This is a genomic window from Brevundimonas sp. DC300-4, assembly GCF_049897365.1.
Taxonomy (GTDB): Bacteria; Pseudomonadota; Alphaproteobacteria; order Caulobacterales; family Caulobacteraceae; genus Brevundimonas.
The window spans coordinates 167,455-193,048 of record NZ_JAFCWC010000003.1 but is presented as its reverse complement, the minus strand read 5'-3'; the positions used below and the strand labels follow the sequence as shown (position 1 = coordinate 193,048).

At 68.0% G+C, this 25,594-nt stretch carries 23 protein-coding genes and 1 pseudogene; 13 read left to right on the top strand and 11 right to left on the bottom strand.

What is annotated here, in order from left to right; all coding sequences use genetic code 11:
* Positions 1–3 precede the first annotated feature (3 nt).
* The 6 genes and pseudogenes from ACP7AZ_RS06695 to ACP7AZ_RS06670 all read right to left on the bottom strand — a co-directional run bounded on the left by ACP7AZ_RS06695 (position 4) and on the right by ACP7AZ_RS06670 (position 7,371).
* Positions 4–684, bottom strand: a complete 681-nt coding sequence (locus ACP7AZ_RS06695) for a Fe2+-dependent dioxygenase (protein WP_426037293.1) — start codon at positions 682–684, stop codon at positions 4–6.
* A gap of 23 nt (positions 685–707) precedes the next feature.
* Positions 708–2,933, bottom strand: a pseudogene (locus ACP7AZ_RS06690) (TonB-dependent receptor).
* Between the two features lie 197 nt (positions 2,934–3,130).
* Positions 3,131–3,907 carry a peptidase gene (locus ACP7AZ_RS06685; protein ID WP_426037291.1) on the bottom strand — a complete coding sequence of 259 codons (777 nt, stop codon included), beginning with the start codon at positions 3,905–3,907 and terminating at the stop codon, positions 3,131–3,133.
* A 94-nt stretch (positions 3,908–4,001) separates the two neighbouring features.
* Positions 4,002–4,838: a transglutaminase family protein gene (locus ACP7AZ_RS06680; RefSeq protein ID WP_426037289.1), complete on the bottom strand. Its 837-nt coding sequence runs from the start codon at positions 4,836–4,838 to the stop codon at positions 4,002–4,004.
* A gap of 1 nt (position 4,839) precedes the next feature.
* On the bottom strand, positions 4,840–5,778 hold the full coding sequence (locus ACP7AZ_RS06675) for an alpha-E domain-containing protein (RefSeq protein ID WP_426037287.1): 939 nt from the start codon (positions 5,776–5,778) through the stop codon (positions 4,840–4,842).
* Positions 5,779–5,964: 186 nt separating this feature from the next.
* Positions 5,965–7,371: a circularly permuted type 2 ATP-grasp protein gene (locus ACP7AZ_RS06670; RefSeq protein WP_426037285.1), complete on the bottom strand. Its 1,407-nt coding sequence runs from the start codon at positions 7,369–7,371 to the stop codon at positions 5,965–5,967.
* A 396-nt stretch (positions 7,372–7,767) separates the two neighbouring features.
* Between ACP7AZ_RS06670 and ACP7AZ_RS06665 the strand changes: the two genes are divergently transcribed.
* From ACP7AZ_RS06665 to ACP7AZ_RS06605, 13 genes are all read left to right on the top strand, one after another.
* The gene (locus ACP7AZ_RS06665; RefSeq protein WP_303694114.1) at positions 7,768–8,088 is read left to right on the top strand and encodes a YerC/YecD family TrpR-related protein; all 321 of its coding nucleotides are present in this window, start codon (positions 7,768–7,770) and stop codon (positions 8,086–8,088) included.
* 7 nt (positions 8,089–8,095) lie between these two features.
* The gene (gene hisG, locus ACP7AZ_RS06660; protein WP_426037283.1) at positions 8,096–8,977 is read left to right on the top strand and encodes an ATP phosphoribosyltransferase; all 882 of its coding nucleotides are present in this window, start codon (positions 8,096–8,098) and stop codon (positions 8,975–8,977) included.
* The gene (gene hisD, locus ACP7AZ_RS06655) at positions 8,977–10,284 is read left to right on the top strand and encodes a histidinol dehydrogenase (RefSeq protein ID WP_426037281.1); all 1,308 of its coding nucleotides are present in this window, start codon (positions 8,977–8,979) and stop codon (positions 10,282–10,284) included. The genes hisG and hisD overlap by 1 nt, the downstream gene beginning before the upstream one ends.
* Positions 10,281–11,720: an imidazoleglycerol-phosphate dehydratase HisB gene (gene hisB / locus ACP7AZ_RS06650; RefSeq protein ID WP_426037279.1), complete on the top strand. Its 1,440-nt coding sequence runs from the start codon at positions 10,281–10,283 to the stop codon at positions 11,718–11,720. The genes hisD and hisB overlap by 4 nt, the downstream gene beginning before the upstream one ends.
* A 166-nt stretch (positions 11,721–11,886) precedes the next feature.
* Complete coding sequence (gene hisH / locus ACP7AZ_RS06645; protein WP_426037277.1) at positions 11,887–12,483, top strand: imidazole glycerol phosphate synthase subunit HisH; 597 nt, start codon at positions 11,887–11,889, stop codon at positions 12,481–12,483.
* Positions 12,480–13,214 carry a 1-(5-phosphoribosyl)-5-[(5-phosphoribosylamino)methylideneamino]imidazole-4-carboxamide isomerase gene (gene hisA / locus ACP7AZ_RS06640; protein WP_426037275.1) on the top strand — a complete coding sequence of 245 codons (735 nt, stop codon included), beginning with the start codon at positions 12,480–12,482 and terminating at the stop codon, positions 13,212–13,214. Before hisH ends, hisA begins: the two co-directional genes overlap by 4 nt.
* Before the next feature lie 34 nt (positions 13,215–13,248).
* The gene (gene hisF / locus ACP7AZ_RS06635) at positions 13,249–14,016 is read left to right on the top strand and encodes an imidazole glycerol phosphate synthase subunit HisF (protein ID WP_426037273.1); all 768 of its coding nucleotides are present in this window, start codon (positions 13,249–13,251) and stop codon (positions 14,014–14,016) included.
* Positions 14,017–14,163: 147 nt separating this feature from the next.
* Positions 14,164–14,787: a bifunctional phosphoribosyl-AMP cyclohydrolase/phosphoribosyl-ATP diphosphatase HisIE gene (gene hisIE, locus ACP7AZ_RS06630; protein ID WP_426037271.1), complete on the top strand. Its 624-nt coding sequence runs from the start codon at positions 14,164–14,166 to the stop codon at positions 14,785–14,787.
* Between the two features lie 38 nt (positions 14,788–14,825).
* Entirely contained in the window at positions 14,826–16,283 is a 1,458-nt protein-coding gene (gene zwf, locus ACP7AZ_RS06625; RefSeq protein ID WP_426037269.1) for a glucose-6-phosphate dehydrogenase, read from the top strand.
* Positions 16,284–16,427: 144 nt separating this feature from the next.
* Positions 16,428–17,135, top strand: a complete 708-nt coding sequence (gene pgl / locus ACP7AZ_RS06620) for a 6-phosphogluconolactonase (protein ID WP_426037267.1) — start codon at positions 16,428–16,430, stop codon at positions 17,133–17,135.
* A complete protein-coding gene (gene edd, locus ACP7AZ_RS06615; RefSeq protein ID WP_426037265.1) occupies positions 17,135–19,009 on the top strand; it encodes a phosphogluconate dehydratase in 1,875 nt (624 codons plus the stop codon). The genes pgl and edd overlap by 1 nt, the downstream gene beginning before the upstream one ends.
* Positions 19,006–19,974 (top strand): glucokinase, encoded by a 969-nt coding sequence (gene glk, locus ACP7AZ_RS06610; protein WP_426037263.1) that lies wholly within the window; start codon positions 19,006–19,008, stop codon positions 19,972–19,974. Before edd ends, glk begins: the two co-directional genes overlap by 4 nt.
* Positions 19,975–20,056: 82 nt before the next feature.
* Entirely contained in the window at positions 20,057–20,323 is a 267-nt protein-coding gene (locus ACP7AZ_RS06605; RefSeq protein ID WP_426037261.1) for a hypothetical protein, read from the top strand.
* 84 nt (positions 20,324–20,407) lie between these two features.
* Here the strand turns inward: ACP7AZ_RS06605 and ACP7AZ_RS06600 are convergent, their stop codons facing one another.
* The 5 genes from ACP7AZ_RS06600 to ACP7AZ_RS06580 form a co-directional block, all read right to left on the bottom strand.
* Positions 20,408–21,211: a DUF1295 domain-containing protein gene (locus ACP7AZ_RS06600; protein ID WP_426037259.1), complete on the bottom strand. Its 804-nt coding sequence runs from the start codon at positions 21,209–21,211 to the stop codon at positions 20,408–20,410.
* Between the two features lie 54 nt (positions 21,212–21,265).
* Positions 21,266–21,616: a hypothetical protein gene (locus ACP7AZ_RS06595; protein ID WP_426037257.1), complete on the bottom strand. Its 351-nt coding sequence runs from the start codon at positions 21,614–21,616 to the stop codon at positions 21,266–21,268.
* Between the two features lie 13 nt (positions 21,617–21,629).
* Positions 21,630–22,925, bottom strand: a complete 1,296-nt coding sequence (gene hmgA / locus ACP7AZ_RS06590) for a homogentisate 1,2-dioxygenase (protein ID WP_426037255.1) — start codon at positions 22,923–22,925, stop codon at positions 21,630–21,632.
* 220 nt (positions 22,926–23,145) lie between these two features.
* The gene (locus tag ACP7AZ_RS06585; protein WP_426037253.1) at positions 23,146–24,267 is read right to left on the bottom strand and encodes an acyl-CoA dehydrogenase family protein; all 1,122 of its coding nucleotides are present in this window, start codon (positions 24,265–24,267) and stop codon (positions 23,146–23,148) included.
* 4 nt (positions 24,268–24,271) lie between these two features.
* On the bottom strand, positions 24,272–25,450 hold the full coding sequence (locus ACP7AZ_RS06580) for an acyl-CoA dehydrogenase family protein (RefSeq protein ID WP_426037251.1): 1,179 nt from the start codon (positions 25,448–25,450) through the stop codon (positions 24,272–24,274).
* Positions 25,451–25,594: the final 144 nt, after the last annotated feature.

The following is a 25,594-nucleotide window of genomic DNA, read 5'->3' as shown; positions in this document are numbered from 1 at the left end:
CGCTCAGACCTCCGACCAGCGCCGCAGCAGGTTGTGGTAGACGCCGGTCAGTTCGAGCACGGCCTGATCGGTCGGCCCCCTGTCCACGGCGACGCGCTGGGTGGCGATGTCGAGCTGGAACAGGGTCTCGCGGTCCTGATCATCGGCGACCAGCGACTGGATCCAGAAAAATGATGAGACGCGGGCGCCCAGGGTGACCGGGGTCACGCGGTGCAGGCTGCGGGACGGATAGAGGACCATGTCGCCGGCGGGCAGTTTGACGGTCTGGGTGCCGTAGGCGGTCTCGATGGTCAGCTCGCCCCCGTCGTAGTCCGAGGGTTCCGACAGGAAGAGGGTCGCCGACAGGTCGGAGCGGATGCGAAGGCCCGAGGGGTGGAGGCGGATCGCGTTGTCGACGTGGGCGGCGAAAGCCTGACCGCCCTCGTAGCGGTTGAACAGCGGCGGGAAGACCGTGTGCGGAAGGGCCGCCGAGACGAACATCGGATTGGCGGCCAGCGCCTGCTGGATCAGGGCGCCGACCTGGCGGGCCTGCGGGCAATCCTCTGGCAGCTGGCTGTTGTTCTTGGCGCGGGCCGACTGGTGGCCCGAGGTGACGTTGCCGTCGGTCCACGGACCGGCATCGAGGATCGCGCGAAGACGGGCGACCTCGTCCTTGCTGAAGACTTCGGGGATATGAAGGAGCAAGGACGGGGTCTCCGGGTCGTTTCCTAGAATCGGATGTTCAGCGCCAGGGTGGCCGAACGGGCCGGGGCGACGTCGGCGTGGTGAACGCCGTTGGTGCGGACGATATACTGTTCGTCACCCGCGTTCTGCACATTGAGTTGCAGGGTGGCGCGGTCGGTCAGATCGTAGGATGCGAACAGGTCCACGCGGGTGTATTCCGGAGCGTAGATGCGATTGGCGCCGCCGCCGGCGCCGCCCTGGTTGCCGCCGAAGCTCTTCGACACATAGTAGACGCCGCCGCCCGCCGAGACGCGGTCCGTGACAGTGTAGGTCGAGAACAGGCTGAACGAGTGCTCGGGCGTGTTGGCCAGGGGGTCGCCCTGGTTGATGCCGTTGAAGGCGCCGCGGACCAGTTCGGAGTCCATGAAGGTATAGCCGCCGAACACCTGCCATCGGGTGGTGAGGTTGCCCGAGGCGCCGAGCTCGATGCCCTGGACCTCGACCTCGCCGACCTGGGCGAAGACGCCCGTCGCGATCTGGATCTGGGCGTCTTCGCGTGTCAGTTTGAACGCCGCAGCCGACAGCAGAAGCTGCTGGCGGAACAGGCTGAGCTTGCCGCCGATCTCCTAGCTGGTGGTCTCTTCCGGCTCGAGCAGGACATTGACGAGATTGCCGCTGCCCTGGCCGTGGCCCGCGTTCTGGTCGCCGGCCGCAATCGTCGGAGGCGTCGAGGAGGTGGAGTAGCTGGCGTATATCGACGCGTTGCGGCTGGGCTTGTAGACCACGCCGACCTGGTAGTTGACGAAGTCCCAGTCGCCGTTGCGCGGGGTGTAGACGGGCGCCGCGATCGTGCCGGTCGCGTCCGTACCCTCGACAGAATACTGATCGTAACGGACGCCGAGGTTGACGACCCACCGCTCTCCGATGGCGATGGAGTCGAAGGCGTAAAGGCCGACCGTCTCCGCTAGATTGGTCGAGACCACGCCCTTCACGATGGTACCGGTCCAGGGATCGGACGGGTTCGGATCATACAGGGGGGTGCAGTCGAGGCCGGTCAGGGCCGCGGGGCAGGCCGAGCCGGTCAGGGTGGCGACGGTCCACGACGCGTTGCTGTTGCGCTCGCGGCTGATCTCGACGCCGACGTCATACGAGTGTCTCAGGCCGCCGACGGAGACCGTGCCGAAGATGTCGGTGACATTGGCCAGCGTCCTCGTCGGGTTCCAGCGCGACTTCAGGCCGCGCTTCATCCAGTAGGTCTCCCTGATGAGGGCCACGCCGTTGTTGGTGATATTGCCGCCGTCACCCGGGTTGGTAACGATATAGTCGTTCAGGGTCTCGGAATAGCGGGTGACGTTGCGGACGGTGATCGCGTCCGACAGCCGCTTCTGGAAGTCGAGGGTGAAGGCGTCGGTCTCGCCGGTCAGATAGTCGCGCGCTGTCAGGCCGTAGAAGCTGTCGTAGGGCACGTCGAGCACGCCCGACGGCGTCGTGCGCACGCCGATCTTCGTGAACAGGGGGATGCCGTAGTCGGGCATCGCGTTCGCTGTCAGGTGGTAGTAGCTGGCCGTCAGGCTGGTGTCCGTGCCCAGGCCGATCCCGGCCGAGACGAGCACCCCCCACCTGTCATAGTCGACGGCGTCGCGACCGGGGACGTCGCCCCGGGCCCCCATGAGGTTGATGCGCAGGGCCGCTGTCTCGCCCAGCGGCGCGTTCCAGTCGACCGTGCCGCGCAGGTAGCCGTCTGTACCTCCGCCGAGGGAGACGTTGGTGAACTGTTCCAGACGCGGACGCTTGGTCGAGAGGTTGATCGACCCGCCGCCCGAGCCGCGGCCAGCGTAGACCGAATCCGGGCCCTTGATCACCTCGACCTGTTCCAGGGCGAAGACCTCGCGTTGCTGGCCGCCCGTGTCGCGGATGCCGTCGAGAAAGACATTGTTGGCCGAGGCCTGGCCGCGGATGAAGGGCCGGTCCGCCAAGGGCTGGCCGCCCTCGCCCGCCCCGAAGGTGATGCCCGGGGAGGTGCGCAGAAGGTCCTGCAGCGAGGTGGCGCCGGTCTGTTCGATGATCTGTTGCGGGATCACGGTGACGGCGCGGGGCGTATCGACGACATCGGCGGTGAAGCGGGGCGAGGCGGGCTCACGGCGGACGCGCCGACCCTCGACATCGACGGTTTCCAGCGTGGAGGTCTGGGCCTGCAGCGCATCGGTCGCCGGATCAGTGCTGATAATGACCTCAGGTTCGGCGGCGAAGGCGGGCCCTGCACAGAGCATGCCGGCGGCGGTAGAGGCGCTGAGGAGAGCACGGAGAGCGGTAGCGTTGGGGAGGGACAATGCGGCGATCCGGTGTTGAAACTGCGATGCGGTCGCAATAGCAGCCTGGCCGGAGCAGGCAAGGCAATTTGCGAGTTAGTCGCAGTTTCATTCTCAGAACGCCGGATGGCCCTCCTCTCCCGAGGAAGAGGGGAAGCTTATCCCACCACCGAAATACAGGGTCGCGCGGCGAGGGTCGGTTCCATCCACGGCGGGGCGGGCATGGACCGATGCGCCTCGGCCAGGGCTTCGGACCAGCGGCGGCCGAGATCCTTGAAGTAGGGATCGTCGGCCTCGATGCGGCGCTGGTCGCCGTGCCGGGTGTCACGCGGGATCACGATCATGTCGAAGGGCGGTCCGACCGCGATGTTCGAGCGGATGGTCGAATCGAAGCTGATCAGCCCCAGTTTGACCGCCTCGGACATCGGGGTGTCAGGGTGCAGGGCCCGGTCCAGGATGGGTTTGCCATACTTCAGCTCGCCGATCTGGAGGTAGGGGGTATCGGTCCCGCACTCGATGAAATTGCCCTGCGCGTAGATCAGGTAGAGGCCCATCTTGCCGCCCTTGATCTGGCCGCCGAGCAGCATGGAGGCCGTGACCTTCAGCGCATCAGCAGCCACTGTCGGCTGAAGGTCCTGGCGCACCTGGTTGAGGCAGTAGCCGACCAGCTGGGCCGCGCGGAACAGGGTCGGGCAGGTCTCGAGCGTTTCCGGCACGTCGTGACCGGGCATGAGCACGCCTTCGGCCAGCATGGCCAGGGCCGTCTGGGTCACCGACAGGTTGCCGGCGGTGGCGATGGAGATGACGCGGTCGCCGGTGATCTCGGTGACGTGCAGCTTCTTGTAGGAGGAGATGTTGTCCACACCGGCGTTCGTGCGGGTGTCGGCGATCATCGCCAGACCCTCATCCACCATCATGCCGACGCAGTAAGTCATAGAGAAAGACTGGCCCCGAACCGGGGCCTCCATCCGAATGGAACAGTCACGTTAACAGATTCGGGATTCAACACGAGGTTAACGGCGTTCATGATCAGGCCTGCGACTGCTGTTGCTGCTGGGTCTGTTGCATCTCGCGCACACGCAGCGCCACGGTCATGGTCTCGCGCCCCCCGCCGTAGCTGATGCCGCGAATGGGCGAGGCCCCGAGCGCGTCGAGACCGCAGGCGACGCGGACATAGTGTTCGGTCGGGCTGATGCCGTTGGCGGCGTCAAAGCCGACCCAGCCCAGATCCTCGACCCAGGCCTCGGCCCAGGCGTGGGCGGCCTCCTGGTTCTCTATCCCGTCGGTGCGGTGCAGGTGGCCGGAGATGTAGCGGGCCGGGATGCCCATGCGGCGGGCGGCCGAGATGAAGATCTGGGCGTGGTCCTGGCAGACGCCCTGACGCTGGGCCCAGGCGTCGGCGGCGGTGTGGTCGGCGGTGGTCGAGCCGACCATGAAGGCGACCGTGCTGTTGATGGCCTGCATCAGACGGTGCAGGCGGGCGAGCGTGTCACCCTGCTCCCCGACCTCGGCGGCGAGTTGGCGCAACGGTCCATCGGCATGGGTCAGAGGAGTGTCGCGCAGGAAGACGAGAGGCGAGAGCCGCTCGGGGCTTCCGCGCAGGACGCCGCCGGTGTCCACGGTCGCGATCTCGCCGGTCACCCGCACCATCAGGGCGTTGGTGGGCCGCTCGGTATAGAGGGTGTGGACGATGTTGCCGAAGGCGTCTTCGGAGCGACGCAGGTGGGCGTCGACGTCGGTCTCGATGCGCCAGTCGCGGACCTGCTGGCCTTCGGTCGAGCGCGGCGTCAGGCGAAGCACCTGGACGATGAACCGGGCGGCGCGGTCGTAGGCGTAACGGGTTTCGTGGTCGATCCGGATGCGCATCCTACACCAGGTACTGATCGTGGACGGCCGCTGCCAGGGCGTTGTTCTCACTCAGAAAGGCGAGGATGTATTCGTGCAGGCCGGACTGGAAGATCTCTTCGATATTGGTCTCGTTGAACCGCGTCAGCCGCGCCGAGGCGATGCGCTGGGCGGGTCCGCGTCGCCCGTAGTCGGTGGCCAGCCGGTCCAGATAGCTGACGATCATCCCCTGACAGCTGGCCAGGGAGCGCGGCATCTGGCGGTTCAGCACCATCAGATCGGCGACCAGCCAGGGGCGGACGCTCTCGCGATAGACCCAACGGTAGGCGGTCAGGGCGGAGACCTCGCGAAGAAGCGTCGTCCACTGGAAATAGTCGAGTTGGCCGCCGACCCGCTCTCCGGCCGGGAGCAGCAGGTGATATTTGACGTCCAGCAGGCGGGCCGTGTTGTCAGCCCGCTCGATCGCCATGCCCAGACGGAGGAACCAGTAGGCGTCGTTGCGCAACATGGTCCGCGACGAGGCGCCCTCGACGGCGAGGGAGACGTTCTTGACCCACTCCAGATAGCGGATGAAGTCGTCGCGCTTGGTCGGTTCGCCGAACTCGTTGAGCCCGTTCCAGGCGCCGTTGATGGCCTCCCACAGCTCGATGGTCAGGGCGGTGCGGACCGACCGGGCGTTGGTGCGGGCCGCAGTGATGCAGGCCCGGATCGAGGAGGGATTGTCCGGCGCGAAGGCCAGATACTCGCGGACCGACTTCTCCGACGGGGTGCGGGCACTGGCCGCGAACTGGCGCGAGACGCCGGCCGAGGCGATGGCCGAGGCCCAGGCCGTGGCGGCGGCGCCGTCGCGGGCCGGCAGCGCGGCCAGACGCACGGCCGCCTCCAGGATGCGCGCCAGGAAGTCGGCGCGTTCCATATATCGGCCGGTCCAGTACAGGCTCTCTGCGGTGCGGCTCAGCACGAAGCGTCTCCTCCCTGTCGCGCGGCGATGGGGAGGTGGCTCGGAGCGTCGCGGAAAGACGGAGGGGTTCTTTCTTGACGCGAACCCGATGTGCTTGCGTCAAAAGCCCCTCCACCACCCGCCAAGCGGCGGGCGGTCCCCCTCCCCATCGCCAAGCGGCGACGGGGAGGAAACATGTTGCGCAGCTCAGTCATCCAGCACCCAGGTGTCCTTGGTCCCGCCGCCCTGGCTGGAGTTGACCACCAGCGAGCCCTGTTTCAGCGCCACGCGCGTCAGGCCGCCCGGAGCGACGCGGATGCCGGCGGGGCTGGACAGGACGAACGGGCGCAGGTCGACGTGGCGGGGCGACAGGCCGCCGCTGCTGTCGAGCGTCGGGGCGGTCGACAGCGCCAGGGTCGGCTGGGCGATGAAATCGTCGGGGTCGGCGATCAGCTTGGCCCGGAAGACCTCGATCTCGGCCTTGGTCGAGGCCGGGCCGACCAGCATGCCGTAGCCGCCGGAGCCGCCGACCTCCTTGACGACCAGTTCGGGCAGCTTGTCGAGCACCTCCTTGAGCGCGTCCGGCTCGCGGCAGCGCCAGGTAGGAACGTTGCCCAGGATCGGGTCGCCGCCCGAGAAGAACTTAATGATCTCAGGCATGTAGGTGTAGACGGCCTTGTCGTCGGCGACGCCGGTGCCGACCGCGTTCGACAGGGTGACGTTTCCGGCGGTGTAGGCCGCCATCAGCCCGGGCACGCCGACCGTGGAGTCCGGACGGAAGGTCAGGGGATCGATCCAGTCGTCGTCGACGCGGCGATAGATGACGTCGACCCGCTTTGGGCCCTCGGTCGTGCGCATGAAGACGATGTCGTCATTGACGAACAGGTCCCCGCCCTCGACCAGCTCGACCCCCAGTTTGTCGGCCAGGAAGCTGTGTTCGTAGTAGGCTGAGTTGAAGGGGCCGGGCGTCAGGACGACGACGTTCGGATCGGCGCCGGCGTGGTCCGGGGCGCTGGCGCGGAGGCTGGCCAGCAGCATGTCGGTATAGGTCTCGACCGGGCGGATGCGGTGCTCGGCGAAGAGGTCAGGGAACAACCGCATCATCATCTCGCGGTTCTCCAGCATGTAGGAGACGCCCGACGGCGTGCGGCAATTGTCTTCAAGCACCACGAACCCGTCCTCGCCCGTCCGGACGAGGTCGACGCCGCAGATGTGGGTCCAGATGTCCCCCGGCGGACGCCGGCCCTGCATCTCCGGCCGATAGTGGGGGTTGGTGAAGATCAGTTCGGCCGGGACGATGCCGGCGCGGATGCACTCCTGCGGGCCGTAGATGTCTTTCAGGAAGGCGTTGATCGCGCTGACGCGCTGCTTCAGCCCCTTTTCCAGTTCATCCCATTCGGACTTGCCGATGATGCGCGGCACCACGTCGAAGGGGATGAGACGCTCGTTGGATTCAACGTCGCCATAGACCGCGAAGGTCACGCCCATGCGGCGGAAGAACAACTCCGCCTGACGCGACCGGGCCTGGAGCAGGTCCGGCGGCGCGGTTTCGAGCCACCGGGCAAGCGTCCGGTAGCTCTTTCGGACCTCCTGGGATCCGGCATGGCCTGACATTTCGTCGAACGTGACGGTCGCTCCCGAACCTGGCGGCCACTTTGGTGATTGGGCAGCGTGGACCGGGCGACAACCGATACGCAACAGTTTTGTTGCGGTGCGGAATTATTCCTCCCCCATCGAGGGATGGGGACCGCAGCGCGTTTGCGCTGTGGTGGAAGGGACCAGCCCCCGACACCGAATCTGCGGCGGGGCCCCTTCGTCATGTCGCGAACACGCGCCGCGCCACCTTCCCTGACGGTGGGACTTCTGACGGGTCAAGACATCCCGGAACATCGCGGCAAGCTCTGCCAGGAAGCGGCTCTGGAGCAGGAAGGCGACGCCCTCGTCCGCAAGAGGGAGGGTCGTGACTCAGCCCTTGACCGTTCCACTGTTACAGCATAGTGGAACGCGCAGATGTCCGACCCTCTTTCCCGCAAGGCCGTGAACAAGGCCGCCGACGACCGGATGGCGCTGTACGACGCCCTCCTGTCGCTGAAGACGCCTGCCGAGCTGGACGCCTTCCTGTCCGACCTGTGCACCCCCGCCGAACTGCGCGCCTTCGCCGAGCGCTGGGCCGTGGCGAGACTGCTGGACGAGAAGTCCAGGACCTATCGCGAAATCGCCGTAGAAGCGGGCGCCAGCCCGACAACGGTCGTCCGCGTCGCGCGTTTCCTGCGCGAAATGAACCATCAGGGCTATCGCCTCGTCCTGGACCGAATGAACAAGAAAGCCTGATTTCCCGATGAGTACCGTACAGGGGCGACTTCGCATCGCCGTGCAGAAATCCGGCCGCCTGGCCGACCGCAGCCTCGACCTGGTGCGGGACGCCGGCCTTCGCGTCGTGAAGGGCGCCAACGACCTGCTCTACAAGGTCGAGAACTACCCGATCGACCTGCTGCGGGTGCGCGACGACGACATCCCGACCTTTGTGGCGGATGGGGTCTGCGACCTTGGCATCGTCGGCGAGAACGTGCTGGAGGAAGGCAAGAATGGTGGCGCGAACGCCTCGGTGATCATGCCGCTGGGTTTCGGCAAGTGCACGCTGAAGCTCGCCTGTCCGCCCACGCTCGACTACGCTGGACCGGCCTCTCTGGAGGGGCTGCGGATCGCGACCTCCTATCCGAAGATCCTCAGGCGTTATCTGGATGAGCGTGGGATCCGAGCCGAGACCGTCGTCATGCGCGGGGCCGTCGAGGTAGCCCCCCGGCTGAAACTGGCCGCGGCGATCTGCGACCTGGTCTCCACGGGCGCAACGCTGGAAGCCAACGGCCTGATCGCCAAGGAGACGGTGTTCGAAAGCCAGGCCGTGCTGATCCGGTCGCCCGTGGCGCCAGAGCCGGGGCTGCAGCATCTGCTGGATTCGATCATCGAGCGGATGGCCGGCGTGGTGTCCTCGCAGGGGGCCAAATATGTCATGCTGAACGCCCCGCGCTCAGCCCTGGACGAGATCACGGCGATCCTGCCCGGCGCCGGCGCGCCGACGGTGATGCCGCTGATGGGCCGGGATGATGCAGTCGCGGTCCATGCCGTGTGTCAGGAGGCCGTCTTCTGGGAGACGCTGGAGAAGCTCAAGCGGGCGGGCGCCTCGGCCATCCTGGTCCTGCCGATCGAGAAGATGATGTGATGAAGCGGTTCGACTGGTCATCGCTGGATGCGGCGGGGCGGAAAGACGCCCTCGCCCGGCCGAAACGGCGCTCGGAAACGCGTGTCGGCGACGTCGTGCGCGCGATCTTTGACGACGTGCAGGCGCGCGGCGGCGAGGCCGTGACCGAGTGGGCGATCAAGCTGGACGGCGCGCCACCGCGGCGCATCGCCATCACCGACGCCGTGGTCGCCGAGGCGCGCAATGCCCTGCCCCCGGCGGATACGCGGGCGCTGCGGGTCGCGGCGGAGAATGTACGTGTCTTCCATCAGGCCACGACGCCCGAGGATTCGAAACGGGTCGAGACGACGCCGGGCGTGACCTCGCGGATCGTCTGGCGACCCATCGGCGCGGCCGGTCTCTATGCGCCCGGCGGCACGGCGCCGCTGTTCTCGTCCCTGTTGATGCTGGCCATTCCGGCGGGCGTCGCGGGCGTGACGACCCGCGTCGCCGTGACCCCGCCGTCGAAGGACGGTTCGGCGCATCCGGCGATGATCCTCGCCGCCGCCGAGGCCGGGCTCGACGCCCTGTGGCTGCTGGGTGGAGCCCAGGCGATCGCCGCCATGACCTTCGGTGTGACGCTCGACGACGGCGAGATTCCCGCCTGCGACAAGCTGTTCGGGCCGGGCAACGCCTATGTGGCCGAGGCCAAGCGCTATGCGTCGTCCCTGCCCGGCGGGCCGTCGGCGGACATGCCGGCGGGGCCTTCGGAACTGCTGGTCATCGCCGACCGGTTCGCCGATCCGGAGTTGGTCGCGGCCGACCTGCTGAGCCAGGCCGAACACGACGCCGACGCCCAGGTCGTTCTGGTCGCCGAGCGGGCCGCGACGATCGACGCAGTGCTCGAAGCGGTCGAGGAGCAGGTCTCCACCCTGCCCCGCGAAGCCATCGCGCGCGCGTCGCTGGCCGAGGCGCGGGCGGTGCTGGTCGGCGATCTGGCCGAGGCGGTCGCAGTGTCGAACCTCTACGGCCCCGAACACCTGGCGCTGCATGTCGAGGACGCCGAAAAGCTGGTGCCCTCGATCCGGGCGGCGGGCGCGGTCTTCGTCGGGCGCTGGGCTGCCGAGACCCTCGGCGACTATGCGGCGGGGCCGAGCCACGTCCTGCCGACCGACGGCGGGGCGCGGACGCTGGGCGGGATCACGACGTCCAGCTTCATGACCTCCATGTCGGTGCAGACGGTGACCGAGGCCGGCGCCGAACGGCTGGGGCCGATCGCGGCTCGGCTGGCGCGGCTGGAGGGGCTGGAAGCCCACGCCCGGGCGGCGGATCTGAGGAGCGTGCCGTGACCCTGCCGGCCCCCTATTCCCCCCTCGTCGCCGGCGGCGACGGGCTTGAGAACTATCCCGGTGACGCGTCCGCCCTGCAGGCGCGCATGGCGCAGATCTACGGCGTCGCGCCCGATCAGGTGCTGGCGGTGCGCGGCCTGACGCACGGGCTGGAGTTGGTCTGGCGGCTGGCGGCGCGCGAGGGCCGATCGGTCGAGGCGCCCGACGCCGAGCCATATGCCGGACTGAGCCGCATCTATCGCGCCAGCGACGGCGAACGGGCGGCGGTGGTGATCCGCGCTCTGGGCTCTGCGGAAGCCGTGGCCGAGATGGCGGAACGGGTCGCGCCGGCCCTGCTGGTCGTCGACGAGGGGCTGGTCGAGTTCGCGGATGCGCCGTCGGCGACGACCCTGATCGCGGACCACGCCAATCTGGTCATCCTGCGCAGCCTGTCGCTGGCCTATGGGCTCGCCGGGGCGCGGGTCGGGGCGGCGTTGGCGCAGGCGCACACCCTGGCCCGGCTGGCGGATGTGGTCGAACCCTACGCCCTGCCCGAGCCTCTGGTGCGACTGGCGATCCAGGCCCTGGACCCGTCGCGGATGATCGAGACGACGGAGCGGATCGCGGCCGTGCGGCGCGAACGCGAGCGGCTGGTGCGCGAGATCGGCCGGGCCATGGTCGTCGAGAGCGGCGTCGGGCCGATCCTGATGGCGCGGCCGTCGGACATCGAGGCGACGCTGGCCGAACTGACCAGATACGCTGTGGCGGCGGACCGGCCCAAAACCGGAGATCGCGATCGGCTGAGGCTGCCGGTTTCGATCAAGCCCGAGGTCAACGACCGGCTGTTGACGGCGCTCGGTCTGGCGCCTGCCAAGACGCGGCCGCACCGGGTCGGGCAGGCCGTGCGCGACACGAAAGAGACGCGCATCGTCTGCGCCGTCGATCTCGACGCGACCGGGCCGATCCGGATCGAGACCGGCGTCGGCTTCTTCGACCACATGCTGGAACAGGTGGCGGCGCACGGCGGGTTCTCGCTGCGCCTGCAATGCGAAGGCGATCTGCACACGGATCCGCACCACACGATCGAGGACAGCGCCATCGCCCTGGGCCAGGCGCTGAAACAGGCGCTCGGCGAACGGCGCGGCATCCAGCGGTACGGCTTCGTCCTGGCGATGGACGAGGCCGAGGCCAAAGTGGCCATCGACCTGTCGGGACGGCCCTACCCCCTGTTCGAGGGGACGTTCGCGACGCCCTTCATCGGCGAGTATCGCACCGACCTGACGGCCCACGTTTTCCGCTCGCTGGCCGAGGCCATGGGGGCGGCGGTGCATATCTCGGTCACCGGCGACGACGACCACCACAAGACCGAGGCCGTCTACAAGGGCTTCGGCCGGGCGCTGCGGCAGGCCATTAGGGTCGAGGGCGACGCCGTGCCGAGCACCAAGGGGGTGCTGTGATGAGCGCATCCGGTTTCCTTCTCCCCTCGGGGGAGAAGGTGGGCCCGAAGGGCTCGGATGAGGGGGCCGCTTCAGCGAATCGGCCTTCGGCAATCGAGCGTGCGGACAGAGCCCCCTCATCCGTCTCGCTCCGCGAGCCACCTTCTCCCCCGAGGGGAGAAGGATCTTGATCGCCATCGTACACCTCGGCGCGGGCAACACCGCGTCCGTCCAGTTCGCGCTGGAGCGGCTGGGCGCCGAAGTCGTCGTGACCTCGGACGCCGCCGTGATCGCGGAGGCCGAGCGGGTCGTCCTGCCGGGCGTCGGGGCTGCGGGCTACGCCATGGAGCGGATGGGCGCCCTCGGCCTGACCGACATCATCAAGAGGTTCGAACGGCCGCTGCTGGGCCTGTGCCTCGGCCAACAACTGCTGTTCGCCGAGAGCGAGGAGAACGGCGGGGCGACGATGCTCGGGTTCATTCCTGGAAGGGTCACCCGGATGCCTGTCCGCGACGACCTGCCGGTGCCGCACATGGGCTGGTCCCAGCTCCATGGGCTGGCCGACGACCCGATCCTGCAGGACGTTCGCGAGGGCGACTATGCCTATTTCGTGCATTCCTACGTCTGTCCCGATACCGATGCGACCATCGCCTGCGCCGACTACGGCGCCGAGGTTCCGGCCATGGTGCGACAAGGCAATCGCTGGGGCTGCCAGTTTCACCCGGAGCGTTCGGCGAAGGCCGGCGCACAAATCTTGCGAAACTTCCTGGAGCTCGACGCATGATCGTCTATCCCGCCATCGATCTGCGGAACGGCGTCTGCGTGCGGCTGATGCATGGCCGGTTCGATCAGGTGACCGAGTATGATCAGGTCCCGGCCGCGCGGCTGGCGGCGTTCGTCGCCGAGGGCGCGACCTGGGTCCACATCGTCGACCTGGACGGCGCTGAGGCCGGCCGCGCGGTGCAGCAAGCCCTGGTCGGCGAACTGGCCGGCAGTATCGACGTCAAGATCCAGTCGGGCGGCGGCGTGCGCGACGTGGACGATGTGGAGCGGCTGCTGGCTGCGGGCGTGTCGCGGGTCGTGGTCGGATCGCTGGCCGTCAGCAATCCGGTCGTGGTGGCGGGATGGCTGGAGCGATTCTGCCCGGATCGGATCACTCTGGCGTTCGACGTTCGAGTCGGCGAGGACGGGGTTCCCGTACCCTCGCTGAAGGGCTGGACCGAGGCCGCGGGGCTGGACCTCTGGGCGGCGCTGGATCGCTATCCGGTCGGGACGCTGAAACATGTGCTGATCACCGACGTAGGTCGGGACGGTGCGCTGACCGGGCCGAATCTGAAGCTGCTGGCCGAAGTGCTGAAACGGCGGCCGGAGCTGAAGGTGCAGGCATCGGGCGGGGTCTCCTCGCTGGAGGACCTGCTGGCGGCGAAAGCCATCGGCTGCGACGGCGCCATCGTCGGGCGCGCGATCTACGAGGGCCGGTTCACCGCGCGACAGGCGATCGAGGCTGTGACTTGACCGCCGCATCCCTTCTCAAGAAGCGAGTCGTCCAATGACGGCTCGACGCATCATCCCCTGCCTCGACGTCAAGGACGGCCGGGTCGTGAAGGGCGTGCGGTTCGAGGGGCATGTCGACATGGGCGACGCCTGCGAACTCGCCGCCCGCTATCGCGACGAGGGCGCCGACGAACTGGTCTTCTATGACATCACCGCGAGCCCCGAGGGGCGCACGCTGGACTATGGCTGGGTGCGGGATATCGCCAGGCTACTGGACATCCCCTTCTGCGTGGCGGGCGGAATCCGCAGCGTGGATCAGGCGGCGGCCTGTCTCGACAACGGGGCGGACAAGGTCTCGATCAACTCGCCGGCACTGGAGCGGCCTGAGCTGATCTCCGAGATAGCCGAGCGGCTGGGGTCGCAGTGCGTCGTCGTCGGCGTCGATAGTCGGCGCGAGGACGGCACCTATGTCGTGCACAAATACACCGGCGATCCCGATGCGCGGCGCCTCGCCGGGCGACGGACGATGGACTGGATCGTCGAGGCGCAGGAGCGCGGCGCCGGCGAGATCGTGCTGAACTGCATCGACCAGGACGGGGTGCGCAAGGGCTATGACACGGCGCAGCTGGCCGATGCGCGGGCGCGACTGACCGTCCCGCTGGTGGCCTCGGGCGGGGCCGGGGCGGCGTCTCATTTCCTCGACGTGTTCGACCGGGCGAACGTGTCGGGCGCGCTGGCGGCCAGCGTCTTCCACTCCGGACAGATCGCGGTGCCTGATCTGAAGGCATTCCTGGCGGGCGCGGGTGTTGAGGTGCGGCAGTGACCTCCCTCTCGATGCATTCCCGCGGAGGCGGGGACCCCGGTTTTCAGACGATCGGGCAGACCCGGCGCGTGCCTCACATCAATCCCGGACGCCGTGCGTCACGAAAGAACTGGATCCCTGCCTTAGCGGGGATGCATGGAACCTAAGATGATCGATCCATCCAACCTCGACTTCGCAAAGGGCGCCGGCCTGATCCCGGCCGTGGTGCAGGACGCCGACACCCTCCAGGTGCTGACGCTCGCCTATATGGACCGGGCGGCGCTGGAGGAGACAATCGAGAGCGGCGAGGCGACCTTCTTCTCGCGCTCGCGGGGCGGCCGCTGGCGCAAGGGCGAGACGTCCGGCAACCGGCTGACGGTCGTGTCGATCACGCCCGACTGCGACGGCGACGCCCTGGTGCTGGCGGTGCGGCCGATGGGGCCGGCCTGTCACCTCGGGACGACCAGCTGTTTCGGCGATGCGGACGCGCCGGGCCTGGGCCGGATCGCGCGTCTGGAACGGACCATCGCCGAACGCGCGAGCGCCGATCCGGAAAGCAGCTGGACGGCGAAGCTCCTGGCGCAGGGGCCCAAGCGGGCCGCACAGAAGGTCGGCGAGGAGGGCGTGGAGACGGCCCTGGCCGGCGCCGCCGGGCCTGATGAAGAGGTCGCATCCGAAGCGGCGGACCTGATCTACCACTTGCTCGTTCTGTTACGGGCGCGTCACTTGTCGTTTCAGGCGGTGCTGGACGTGTTGGCCTCGCGCGAGCGACCGGCCAAACAACCACAATAGACGACGGGGCCTCGTCCCCGACAGGGAGACAGGCAAGCATGACGGCTCTGGTGCTGTTCGGCGGCGGTGGCGATCTGGCGATGCGCATGCTGCTGCCCTCGCTTTATTTCCTCGAGCACGACGGCCTGTTGCCGGACGGGCTGAAAATCATCGGCGCGGCCCGCTCCGAGGAGAGCCGGGACGAGTATATCGAGAAGGTCCGCGCGGCCGTCGAGGGCAAGGCGAAGGCGGACGACGCCTGGGATGACGCCAGCTGGAGCCGGATGAAGGCGCGCCTCGACTATCTCGCCGTCGACGCCACCTCCGCGGAGAGCCTGAAGCCGCTGAAGGACAAGGTGGGCGACGGGGCCTGCACCAGCTTCCTGGCCGTCTCGCCGTCCCTCTATGCGAAGATCGTCACGGCCATGCGTGCGGCGGGTCTGGCCGAGCCCGAAGACCGCGTGGTGCTGGAGAAGCCGGTCGGGCGCGATCTCGAGAGCTTCCGCGCCATCGATGACGCGGTCGCCGACGCCTTCTCGGAACAGCAGGTGTTCCGCATCGACCACTATCTGGGCAAAGAGACGGTGCAGAACCTGATCGCCCTGCGCTTCGGCAACGTCATCTTCGAGCCGCTGTGGAACAATCTGTCGATCGACCATGTCCAGATCACGGTCGGCGAGACCGTCGGGGTCGGCGACCGCTGGCCCTACTACGACGAATACGGCGCGCTTCGGGACATGCTGCAGAACCACATGCTGCAGCTGTTGTGTCTGGTGGCGATGGAGCCGCCCTCGGACCTCGATCCGGATTCGGTGCGCAACGAGAAGGTCAAGGTGATCCGCTCGCTGCGCCCGATCACCGACGAGGACGCCGAGCGCACCACCGTGCGCGGCCAGTATGTTTCGGGCACCGTCAAGGGCCAGCGCGTTCCGGGCTACGACGAGGAGCGCGGCGCGGATTCCGACACCGAGACCTTCGTCGCCATCCGCGTCGACATCGACAACTGGCGCTGGGCCGGGGTGCCCTTCTTCCTGCGCACCGGCAAGCGCCTGCCCGAGAAGCGCACCGAGATCGTCATCCAGTTCAAGCCGGTGCCCCACTCCATCTTCGGCCAGGACGCCCGCGACGAGGATGCCGCCAACCGTATGGTCATCGAGCTTCAGCCCGAAGAGGACATCTCCCTGACGGTGATGAACAAGAAGCCGGGACTGGATCAGCGAATGCAGCTGCAGCCGATCCAGATGAGCCTGTCGTGGGGCGTTGGCGGCAAGGGCGACAAGCCCCCGCGTCGGCGCATCGCCTATGAGCGGCTGCTGCTCGATGCGCTGAACGGGGATTCGACCCTGTTCGTGCGCCGCGACGAAGCGGAAAAGGCCTGGGAGTGGGTCGACGGCGTGTCGCAGGCCTGGGTCGACGGCAAGGTCAGGCCGCAGCCTTATCGGGCGGGCACCTGGGGTCCGGATGCCGCTGACATGCTGATGGCCCGCACGGGCCGGGACTGGAACACGCAGGCATGACCCGCTTCGCTCCGTGCATCCCCGGGAAGGCGGGGCCCCAGGCCTTTGGGCGATCAGCGGCGCCGTGTGAGCACAGCCGCCAACGGACCGTGTGCCTCACGACAGAACTGGGTCCCCGCCTTCGCGGGGATGCACGGAAATAAGATGACCGAAATCGAAACCTTCCCCACCCTCGACGCCTGGTCGGCTACGATCGCCGGCCGCATCGAAGAATCGCTGGCCGCCGCCGTCCTCGCCGACGGCCGGGCCCTATTCGCCGGCTCCGGCGGGTCGACCCCCTCACCTGTCTATGCCCGCCTGGCCCAGGCGGATATCGGCTGGGACAGGGTCGCGGTCACCCTGGTGGATGAGCGCTATGTCCCCGAGACCGACCCGGAATCGAACGCGCGGCTGATCAAGGCCGTGCTGCTGCAGGGGCCGGCGTCACAGGCGACCTTCCTTCCGCTGTACCATTCCGAGGTCACCGTCGACCGGGCGGCGGCGGTGGCGGCGCACAGGCTGGCCGCGGTCGGCGAGCGGTTCGACGCAGTGCTTCTGGGCATGGGCGAGGACGGGCACATCTGTTCGATGTTCCCCGGCAGCCCGACGCTGAAGACCCTGTTATCGCCGACGCTGAAGCCCACGGTGCTGGGCGTGCCGCACGGGCGGGACGGGATAGCGCCGAGCCTGGAGCGGATCTCGATCAACCTGCCGTACCTGATGTCGGCGGGTCGGGTGATCCTGGCCCTCAAAGGCGCAGCCAAGCGTTCGGTGTTCGAGCGGGAGGCCCAGGGCGATCCGGCCGTGCAACCGATCGCGGCGATGATCGCCGCAAATGTCCCGCTCGAAGTCGTCTGGACGGAGGCGAACTGATGGCTCTTCACCCTGTCGTGGCGGAAGTCACCCAACGCATCATCGAGCGCTCGAGAGAGACGCGGACCGACTACACCCGCCGCATGGACGCGGCGCGGGACGCGGGCGTCGGTCGCGCCAAGCTGTCGTGCGCCAACTGGGCGCATGCCTTCGCGGGCCAGACCATCGCCGACAAGCTGAAGGTGATGGACGGCAAGACGCCCAACGTCGGCATCGTCACCGCCTACAACGACATGCTGTCGGCGCATCAGCCGTTCGAACGCTTCCCGGATGTGATCCGCAAGGCTACCCGCGAGGTCGGCGCGACGGCCCAGGTCGCCGGCGGCACGCCCGCCATGTGCGACGGCGTCACCCAGGGGCGGCCGGGTATGGAACTGTCGCTGTTCAGCCGCGACGTCATCGCCATGTCGGTTGGGGTCGCCCTGACCCACGACGCCTTCGATGCCGCCATGATGCTGGGCGTCTGCGACAAGATCGTGCCGGGCCTGTTCATGGGGGCGTTGGCGTTCGGCCACCTGCCCGTCGTCTTCGCCCCCGCCGGACCCATGCCCTCGGGCATCCCCAATGCCGAAAAGGCGCGGGTGCGAGCCGAATACGCGCAAGGCAAGGTCGACCGGTCCGTCCTGCTGGCCAGCGAGATCGGCAGCTACCACTCGCCCGGCACCTGCACCTTCTACGGCACCGCCAACTCCAACCAGATGATGATGGAGCTGGGCGGGCTGCACATGCCGTCGACCGCCTTCGTCCACCCGGAGACCGGCCTGCGCGACGCCCTGACGGCGGCGGCGGCGAAACGGGCGGTCGAGCTGGCTCAGTCCGGCGACTGCCGGATGGCCGACGTGATCGACGAGAAATCCATCGTCAACATGATCGTGGCCCTGCTGGCCACCGGCGGCTCGACCAACCACGCCATCCATCTGGTGGCCATGGCGCGGGCGGCAGGCGTCCTGATCGACTGGACCGACATGGACCAGCTGTCGTCCGTGACCCCGTTGCTGGCGCGGATCTATCCGAATGGATCAGCCGACGTGAACGCCTTCCAGGCGGCGGGCGGCGTGGCCTTCGTGGCGCGGGAACTGGCCCAGGCGGGTCATATCCATTCCGACGTCACCACCATCATGGGCCGGGGCATCCATCATTATTTCCAGGAGCCGGCGATGATCGACGGCGAGCTGGTCTGGAAGGATGGCGTGGCCGAGAGCCTGGACCGCGACATCCTGCGTCCCGCCTCCGACCCCTTCGACAGCGAGGGCGGCCTGCGGCTGGTCAAGGGCAACCTCGGCAGGGCGGTGATCAAGATCTCGGCCGTGAAGCCGCAGCATCGCAGGGTCGAAGGCCCCGCGCGGGTTTTCGACGCCCAGGAAGACGTGCTGGCGGCCTTCCAGGCGGGCGCGCTGGACGGGGGCGGCGTGATCGTCCTGCGCTTCCAGGGGCCCAGAGCCAACGGCATGCCGGAGCTGCACTCCCTCTCGCCCCTGATGAGCGTGCTGCAGGATCGCGGCGTGCCGATCGCCCTCGTCACCGACGGACGGATGTCGGGCGCCTCGGGCAAGACCCCGGCGGCCATCCATGTGACGCCGGAAGCGCTGGAGGGTGGGCCGCTGGCCTATGTGCTCGAGGGCGACATCGTCCGACTGGACGCCGAGGCCGGGGTCCTGGCCATCGACGCCGACCTGAGCACGCGCGAGCGGGCGCGGCCGAACTCGGTGCAGAGCTGGGGCTATGGCCGCGAGCTGTTCGGCGCCTTCCGCGCGGCCGTGTCGTCGGCCGAGCGCGGCGCCTCAATCTGTTTCGCGGCCGAACCGACGCAGCGGCAACCCGAGATCCGCGATGTCGCCGATCCCAATGTGCAGAACCGGGAGATCGACGCATGAGCGACAGCACCCTTCTCGTCGGCGATGTCGGCGGAACGAATGCCCGCTTCGCCCTCGCCCGCATGGTCGACGGCCAGATCACGCTGGACCACCACGAGAGTTTCCCGGCCGAACAGTATCCGACCTTCCTGAAGGGGGTCGCGGCCTTCGTCGATGGCTGCGAGGTCAAACCCTCGGGAGGCGTCATCGCTGTGGCCGGACCGGTGACGGACGGCGCCATCGACCTGACCAACAGCCCTTGGGCGGTGTCGGAGGCCGAGCTTCAGACACTTGGCCTGAACCCTGTGCGGCTGATCAACGACTTCGAGGCGCTGGCCTGGGGCGCACCGGTCGTGCCTGCGGCGGATCTGGCGCATCTGGGCGGCCCGACCCATGGCGATCCGCATTCCGCCATCGCGGTGCTGGGCCCGGGCACCGGCTTCGGCGTGTCGGCCCTTGCGCGGGACATCCACGGCCGGGAGATCGCCCTGCCGTCCGAAGGCGGCCACGCCTGTTTCGCGCCGGGCGATCCTGTCGAGGACGAGATCCTGCGCATCCTGCGTCAGCGCTACGATCGGGTGTCGATCGAGCGGCTGGTCTGCGGTCCGGGCCTGCTCAACATGCACCGGGCGCTGGCCCAGATCGACGGCCGCGAGACCCATATCGATGATCCTGCCCAGATCACGGACGAGGCTATGGCCGATCCGCGCAGCCACTGTGGCGCTACCCTGGCCCGGTTCTGCGCCATTCTGGGCGCCGTGGCCGGCGACGTGGCGTTGACGATGGGTTCGCGGGGCGGGGTCTATATCGCCGGAGGAATCGCGCCGCGCATCCTGCCCTTCCTGAAGGCCAGCCCCTTCCGTGAGAGGTTCGAGAGGAAGGGCCGGTTCCAGGACTATATGGCCGATATCCCGACCTGGGTGATCACCCACAAACATGCCGCCCTGCTCGGGGCCGCACGCGTCGCCTTTGCAGACATCGCGTAGCGTCGATCAAAATTTTCTTCACGCACCCGTGAACCTTCCGTGAGGTGGTGCATTTTTTCGGCTTCACTGGAAGGGATTCCCCATGCGTAAACTGATCATCGCCTCCGCCGCCATTGCCCTGGCCGGCTCGCTCGCCGCCTGCGGCGAATCGGCTGCCGACAAGCAAGCCGAAGTCCAGGCCGACGCCCTGGAGCAGCAAGCTGCGGCCGCTCCGACCGAAGCCCAGGAAACTGCCCTGAACGCTGAAGCCGACCGCATCGAGCAACAGGCCGGTAACGCCGATGGCGGCATGACCACCGCCAACACGCCGAACACCTCGCCTTCGGCTCCAGAAGCCCCGGCCCACTAAGCCGATCGGCACGGGGTGTCATGAACCCCGACTAGCCTTCAGAAGACTACGGAGCCCCCGTCGCGAAAGCGGCGGGGGTTTTCGCTATGTCTTCTTCGGCGGCATCGGGATGAAGGCGCTCGTCCGGCGGATGTAGTCGGCGTATTTGGGCCGAGACTTTCCGATAGCCTTCTCGGTGATGCCGATCCCCGACCAGCGGGTCAGGGTGAAGGTCAGGAAGATCGGCCCGACCACCGAGGCGATCCCGACCCAGCCGGTCTCGGCCGCGATCAGCCACAGCCCCCACCAGACGCAGGCGTCGCCGAAATAGTTGGGGTGGCGGGTGTAGCGCCACAGGCCCGTGTCCAGCACCTTGCCCTTGTTTTTCGGATCCTTGCGGAAGGCGGCCAGCTGGGCGTCACCGACGCTCTCGAAACCGATTCCGACCACGACGACGAGGGCCCCGATCCAGCCGAGCCAGCCGATCGGCCCGTGTTCGACCTGGCCCAGTTGCACCGGCAGGGAGGTCAGCCACCCCAGAAACGCCTGGGGCAGGAAGACGAACAGCAGGGCGGTCTTGCCGAAGCTCCAGCCGTGCTCCCTCTCCTGGGTCTCGACGATCTCGGCGTAGCGGCCGTCGACGCCGTTCGCGCGCCACCGGCGCAGCAGGTGCCAGGCCAGGCGGACGGCCCAGACGGCGCAGAGCCAGAGCAGCAGGAATTTTCGGGTCTGATCGCCATCGGTGCGGGGGAAGGTGATCAGGGCCAGGAGCAGCATCCCCAAGGGCCAGACGCCGTCGATGAAGCTGACATCCTTCAGCCGCAGCGCCAGTCCCCACAGGGCCAGCATCGTCACGGCGAGCAGGGCGAGGTTGAGGCCCAGCAGGGCGGCGAGTTCAGGCAGGGTCATGCGACAGAAACGCTAGCATGACCTGCACGGATGCGTCCTGTACCTTGGGGGCCGTCAGTCGACGCACAGGGTCGGGCCGGCGCGGCCGTTCTCGACCGGGGTGTTGCAACCGAACGGCAGGTCATTTGGCGCGCAGACGCCGGTGACCGCTCCCTCGCGCGGACCCGCGGTCTCGGCGCGGCAGTCGCCGAGGCAGTCGTCACCGTCGCGGCAGACCTTGCCCGCGTCCGGGAAGGGCACGACGCAGCGCGAGGTCTGCAACCGGCCGACGCGCATGATCTCCCCGCCCCGCGCGGCGCAGGCCGCCCCCGCGGTCTGGGTCGGGGCGGCGGCATCCGGGGCCTGTTCAGCCATCGGCGAGCAGGCTGCGGACAACATTGCGAGGGCGACGATCAGGATGCGCATGAATAGTCCTTGCTTACTTGGAGACGTCGCCCCTGGCGAAGCCGGTCCAGACGTCGTCGTAGTCGAGCTGCATCGTCGGCGTGGTTTGCGCCCATTCCGTGGTGCGGATCGGGAAACGGGTCTCGAACATTAAGGCCAGGGTATTGTCCAGCCTGTGCGGCTTGAGGTCGGCCGAGACCGCCTTTTCGTAGCTTGCCTGATCCGGGCCGTGGCCGCTCATGCAGTTGTGCAGCGAGGCGCCGCCGGGGGCAAAGCCGCCCTCCTTGGCGTCATAGGCGCCGGTCACCAGACCCATGAACTCGCTCATGACGTTGCGGTGGAACCACGGCGGACGGAAGGTGTCCTCGGCCACCATCCAGCGCGGCGGGAAGATGACGAAGTCGCAGTTGGCCGTGCCGACCGTGTCCGATGGCGACGTCAGGACGGTGAAGATCGAGGGGTCCGGGTGGTCGAAGCTGACCGTCCCGATGGTGTTGAATCGGGCCGTGTCCCAGCGGTAGGGCGCGTTGTTGCCATGCCAGGCGACCACGTCGAGCGGCGAGTGATCGAAGGTCGTGACCCACAGGCGGCCGGCATATTTCTGCACGCATTCCGTAGGGCGGGTGACGTCCTCGAAGGCCGCGACCGGGGTCTCGAAATCGCGCGGATTGGCCAGGCCGTTCGAGCCGATGGGGCCCAGGTCCGGCAGGCGGAACGGCGCGCCGTAGTTCTCGCAGACATAGCCGCGGATGGGGCCGCTGCACTCGACACGGAAGCGAACGCCTCGCGGGATGACGACGATATGGCCGGCGCTGGCCTCGATCCGTCCGAACTCGGTGACGAAGGCGTGGTCGCCCTCCTGCGGCACGATCAGCAGCTCGCCGTCGGCGTCGTAGAAGACGCGGTCCGTCATCGACCGGTTGGCGGCGTAGAGGTGGATGCCGACGCCGACCTGGGCCTCCGCATCGCCATTGCCGCCATAGGTGACCAGACCCTCGACCCAGTCGGTCGGCGTGGTCGGCAGGGGCAGAGGGTCCCATCGCATGCGGTTCGGGCTGGGCGGGGCGTCGTGGAAGGGGCCGGAGCGGACGCGACCCCGATCGAACGGCTGATAGGCCGGATGCTGGGCCGAAGGGCGCAGGCGATAGAGCCAGCTGCGGCGGTTCTCGGCGCGCGGGGCGGTGAAGGCCGTGCCGCTGAGTTGCTCGGCATAGAGCCCCATCGGCGTCTTCTGTGGCGAGTTCCGGCCGATCGGCAGGGCGCCGGGGACGGCCTCGGTGGCGAAGTGGTTGCCGAAACCGGTCAGATAGGTCGCGCTGTTCAGCGTCATGCGGAGTCTCCCTTGGCGGGAGGTTTAGCGGGGGTGGTTCAGCGCGTCACCCTCTCCCGGCGGGAGAGGGCTTGAGCGCACGACGGCTTGCCGGCGTCCTTGCGTGAAAGGGTGAGGGGCGTGCCCTCACCGATTAGCGCCAGCCCCTCACCCTTTCGGCCAAGACGCATCGCTATCGCTCTGCGGGCCTCAAGCCCTCTCCCGCCGGGAGAGGGAGGGTTTAGTATCCCCCAGCCCGCGCCAGCTTCTCGGCGTGGAAGCCGGCGTCGCCGAGCAGTTCGTTCAGCACCCGCACCCGCTTCATATAGAGGCCGACATCGTACGCCTCGGTCATGCCGACGCCGCCGTGCATCTGGACCGCTTCCTGGACCGCCAGCTCCGCAACGCGGCCGGCCTTGGCCTTGGCGATGGAGACGGCGAGGTCGGCTTTCGGCGCGCCGGCGTCGAGGCGCTGCAGGGCGCCGAGGACGGCGGCCTTGGCCAGCTCCAGCTCGGTGAACAGGTGGGCGGCGCGGTGTTGCAGGGCCTGGAACTCGCCGATCAGCTTGCCGAACTGTTTGCGGGTCTTGAGGTATTCGACCGTGGTCAGGAAGGCCTGGTCGCCAGCGCCGGTCAGACAGGCTGCGGCGCAGGCACGGCCAAGGTTCAGTGCGCCCTCGAGGGCCGCCTCGCCCGCATCGACGTCGCCGATGACGGCGTCAGAGTCGACGTGGACGTCGGTCAGGGTGATGCGGGCGGCGTTGTGGGCGTCGACCATGACAGTGCGCTCGATCTCGACGCCAGAAGTCTTCGGATCGACGAGGAACAGGGTCAGGCCGGCGTCGGTCCTGGCCGCCACGATCAGGGCGTCGGCGATGTGGCCGTCGAGGACGAAGCCCTTGGCGCCGTTGAGCTTGAAGCCGTTGCCGCTGCGTTCGGCCGTGGTGGCGATCCGCGACGGCTGGTGTTTCGGCCCCTCATCGAGAGCCAGTGACAGAATGGCCTCTCCGGCCGCGATCTTCGGTAGCCAGGCGGATTGCTGATCGGCGGAAGCCGCGTCGATCAGGATGCGGGCGGCCAGGATCGACGAGCCGAAGAAGGGCGAAGGCGTCAGGGTGCGGCCCAGACCCTCGGCCACGATGCCCGCCTCGACCGCGCCGAGGCCGGAGCCGCCGTGTTCCTCGGGGATGATGACGCCGGCGAATCCCATCTCGCCGAACGCCTTCCACAGGTCGCGCGACACGCCATCAGCATCTTTCGTGTCCCGCAGTTTGCGGAAGTGGGCGATGGGCGCGTTTTCGCTGAGGAAGCCGTCGGCGGCGTCCTTCAGCATGGTCTGCTCTTCAGTCAGGATCAGGGGCATGGGCTCAGGCTCCCGGCAGCTGAAGCAGGTGTTTGGCGATGATGTTCAGCTGCACCTCGGAGGTGCCGCCTTCGATCGAATTGGCCTTGGTGCGCAGCCAGTCGCGGGCCGGCGTGCCCTTGTGCGAGCGCTCGCTTTCCCACTCCAGGGCGTCCGAGCCGCCGGCGGCCATGGCCAGCTCGTGGCGGCGCTTGTTCAGCTCCGAGCCATAGTATTTCAGCATCGAGGCGATGGCCGGAGAGACCTGTTTGGCCTTCACCTGATCGCCGACCCGCTCCATCGACAGGCGGAAGGCGGCGGCGTCGATCTCCAGCTCGGCGATCTTCGTGCGCAGCATCGGTTCGTCGAGACGACCCGCATCGTCGAGGCCGATGGAATCCGTCGCGACCTGGCTGATCGGACGACCCATGTCGCCGACGGCGCCGATCATCGTCCGCTCGTGCGCAAGCAGGGCCTTGGCCACGTCCCAGCCGCGGTTGAGCGTCCCGATCAGGTTTTCCTTCTCGACGCGGACGTCGTCGAAGAAGGTCTCGCAGAAGGCGGACTTTCCCGAGATCAGCTCGATCGGCCGTGTCGTCACCCCGGGCGTGGCCATGTCGAACAGGACGAAGGAGATGCCGAGGTGTTTCGGTGCCTCAGGGTCGGTGCGGATCAGGCAGAAGATCCAGTCGGCCTTGTCGGCGTAGGAGGTCCAGATCTTCTGGCCGTTGATGATCCAGTGGTCGCCCCTGTCCTCGGCACGGGTCTGGACGGCGGCCAGGTCGGAACCGGCGCCGGGTTCGGAATAGCCCTGGCACCAGCGAATCTCGCCACGCACGATCTCGGGCAGGAAGCGTTTCTTCTGTTCCTCGGTTCCGAACTGCAGCAGCGCCGGGCCCAGCATCCAGATGCCGAAGGACGACAGGGGCATCTGGGCGTCGATGCGGCGCATCTCCGAGGCGAGGACCTTGGCCTGTTCCCGGTCAAGACCGCCGCCGCCGTACTCGGTCGGCCATTGGGGCGCGGTCCAGCCGCGCGCGGCCATGGCGTCCATCCAGCGCTTGTGGGCCGGGGTCTTGAAGGTCGCGTTGCGGCCGCCCCAGACGCGGTCCTCGTCATTGTCGAGCGGACCGCGGCATTCCGCCGGGCAGTTCGCCTCGAGCCAGGCGCGCGTCTCCGCGCGGAAGGTTTCCAGATCGGCCATGGTTCGCTCCCTGACGCCTGTGCCTGCGCCTCAGAGGGACAGGTTAGCAGCGATCAGTCTGGAGAAGCCACCGTGACGCCGCGTCAGCTTCGAGCGTTTTGTCTCCTCCCTGTCGCGGCTTCGCGATGGGGAGGTGGATGCTAG

What these genes read in the sequence shown, in the direction of transcription:
- hmgA (WP_426037255.1), bottom strand. Translation starts at nt 22,925, where the DNA reads ATGACGCTGAACAGCGCGACCTATCTGACCGGTTTCGGCAACCACTTC.
- hisA (WP_426037275.1), top strand. Translation starts at nt 12,480, where the DNA reads ATGATCGTCTATCCCGCCATCGATCTGCGGAACGGCGTCTGCGTGCGG.
- pgl (WP_426037267.1), top strand. Translation starts at nt 16,428, where the DNA reads ATGACCGAAATCGAAACCTTCCCCACCCTCGACGCCTGGTCGGCTACG.
- glk (WP_426037263.1), top strand. Translation starts at nt 19,006, where the DNA reads ATGAGCGACAGCACCCTTCTCGTCGGCGATGTCGGCGGAACGAATGCC.
- ACP7AZ_RS06685 (WP_426037291.1), bottom strand. Translation starts at nt 3,907, where the DNA reads ATGACTTACTGCGTCGGCATGATGGTGGATGAGGGTCTGGCGATGATC.
- ACP7AZ_RS06585 (WP_426037253.1), bottom strand. Translation starts at nt 24,267, where the DNA reads ATGCCCCTGATCCTGACTGAAGAGCAGACCATGCTGAAGGACGCCGCC.
- hisIE (WP_426037271.1), top strand. Translation starts at nt 14,164, where the DNA reads ATGATCGATCCATCCAACCTCGACTTCGCAAAGGGCGCCGGCCTGATC.
- hisF (WP_426037273.1), top strand. Translation starts at nt 13,249, where the DNA reads ATGACGGCTCGACGCATCATCCCCTGCCTCGACGTCAAGGACGGCCGG.
- ACP7AZ_RS06665 (WP_303694114.1), top strand. Translation starts at nt 7,768, where the DNA reads ATGTCCGACCCTCTTTCCCGCAAGGCCGTGAACAAGGCCGCCGACGAC.
- ACP7AZ_RS06680 (WP_426037289.1), bottom strand. Translation starts at nt 4,838, where the DNA reads ATGCGCATCCGGATCGACCACGAAACCCGTTACGCCTACGACCGCGCC.
- edd (WP_426037265.1), top strand. Translation starts at nt 17,135, where the DNA reads ATGGCTCTTCACCCTGTCGTGGCGGAAGTCACCCAACGCATCATCGAG.
- hisG (WP_426037283.1), top strand. Translation starts at nt 8,096, where the DNA reads ATGAGTACCGTACAGGGGCGACTTCGCATCGCCGTGCAGAAATCCGGC.
- zwf (WP_426037269.1), top strand. Translation starts at nt 14,826, where the DNA reads ATGACGGCTCTGGTGCTGTTCGGCGGCGGTGGCGATCTGGCGATGCGC.
- ACP7AZ_RS06595 (WP_426037257.1), bottom strand. Translation starts at nt 21,616, where the DNA reads ATGCGCATCCTGATCGTCGCCCTCGCAATGTTGTCCGCAGCCTGCTCG.
- ACP7AZ_RS06580 (WP_426037251.1), bottom strand. Translation starts at nt 25,450, where the DNA reads ATGGCCGATCTGGAAACCTTCCGCGCGGAGACGCGCGCCTGGCTCGAG.
- hisD (WP_426037281.1), top strand. Translation starts at nt 8,977, where the DNA reads ATGAAGCGGTTCGACTGGTCATCGCTGGATGCGGCGGGGCGGAAAGAC.
- ACP7AZ_RS06600 (WP_426037259.1), bottom strand. Translation starts at nt 21,211, where the DNA reads ATGACCCTGCCTGAACTCGCCGCCCTGCTGGGCCTCAACCTCGCCCTG.
- ACP7AZ_RS06605 (WP_426037261.1), top strand. Translation starts at nt 20,057, where the DNA reads ATGCGTAAACTGATCATCGCCTCCGCCGCCATTGCCCTGGCCGGCTCG.
- ACP7AZ_RS06670 (WP_426037285.1), bottom strand. Translation starts at nt 7,371, where the DNA reads ATGTCAGGCCATGCCGGATCCCAGGAGGTCCGAAAGAGCTACCGGACG.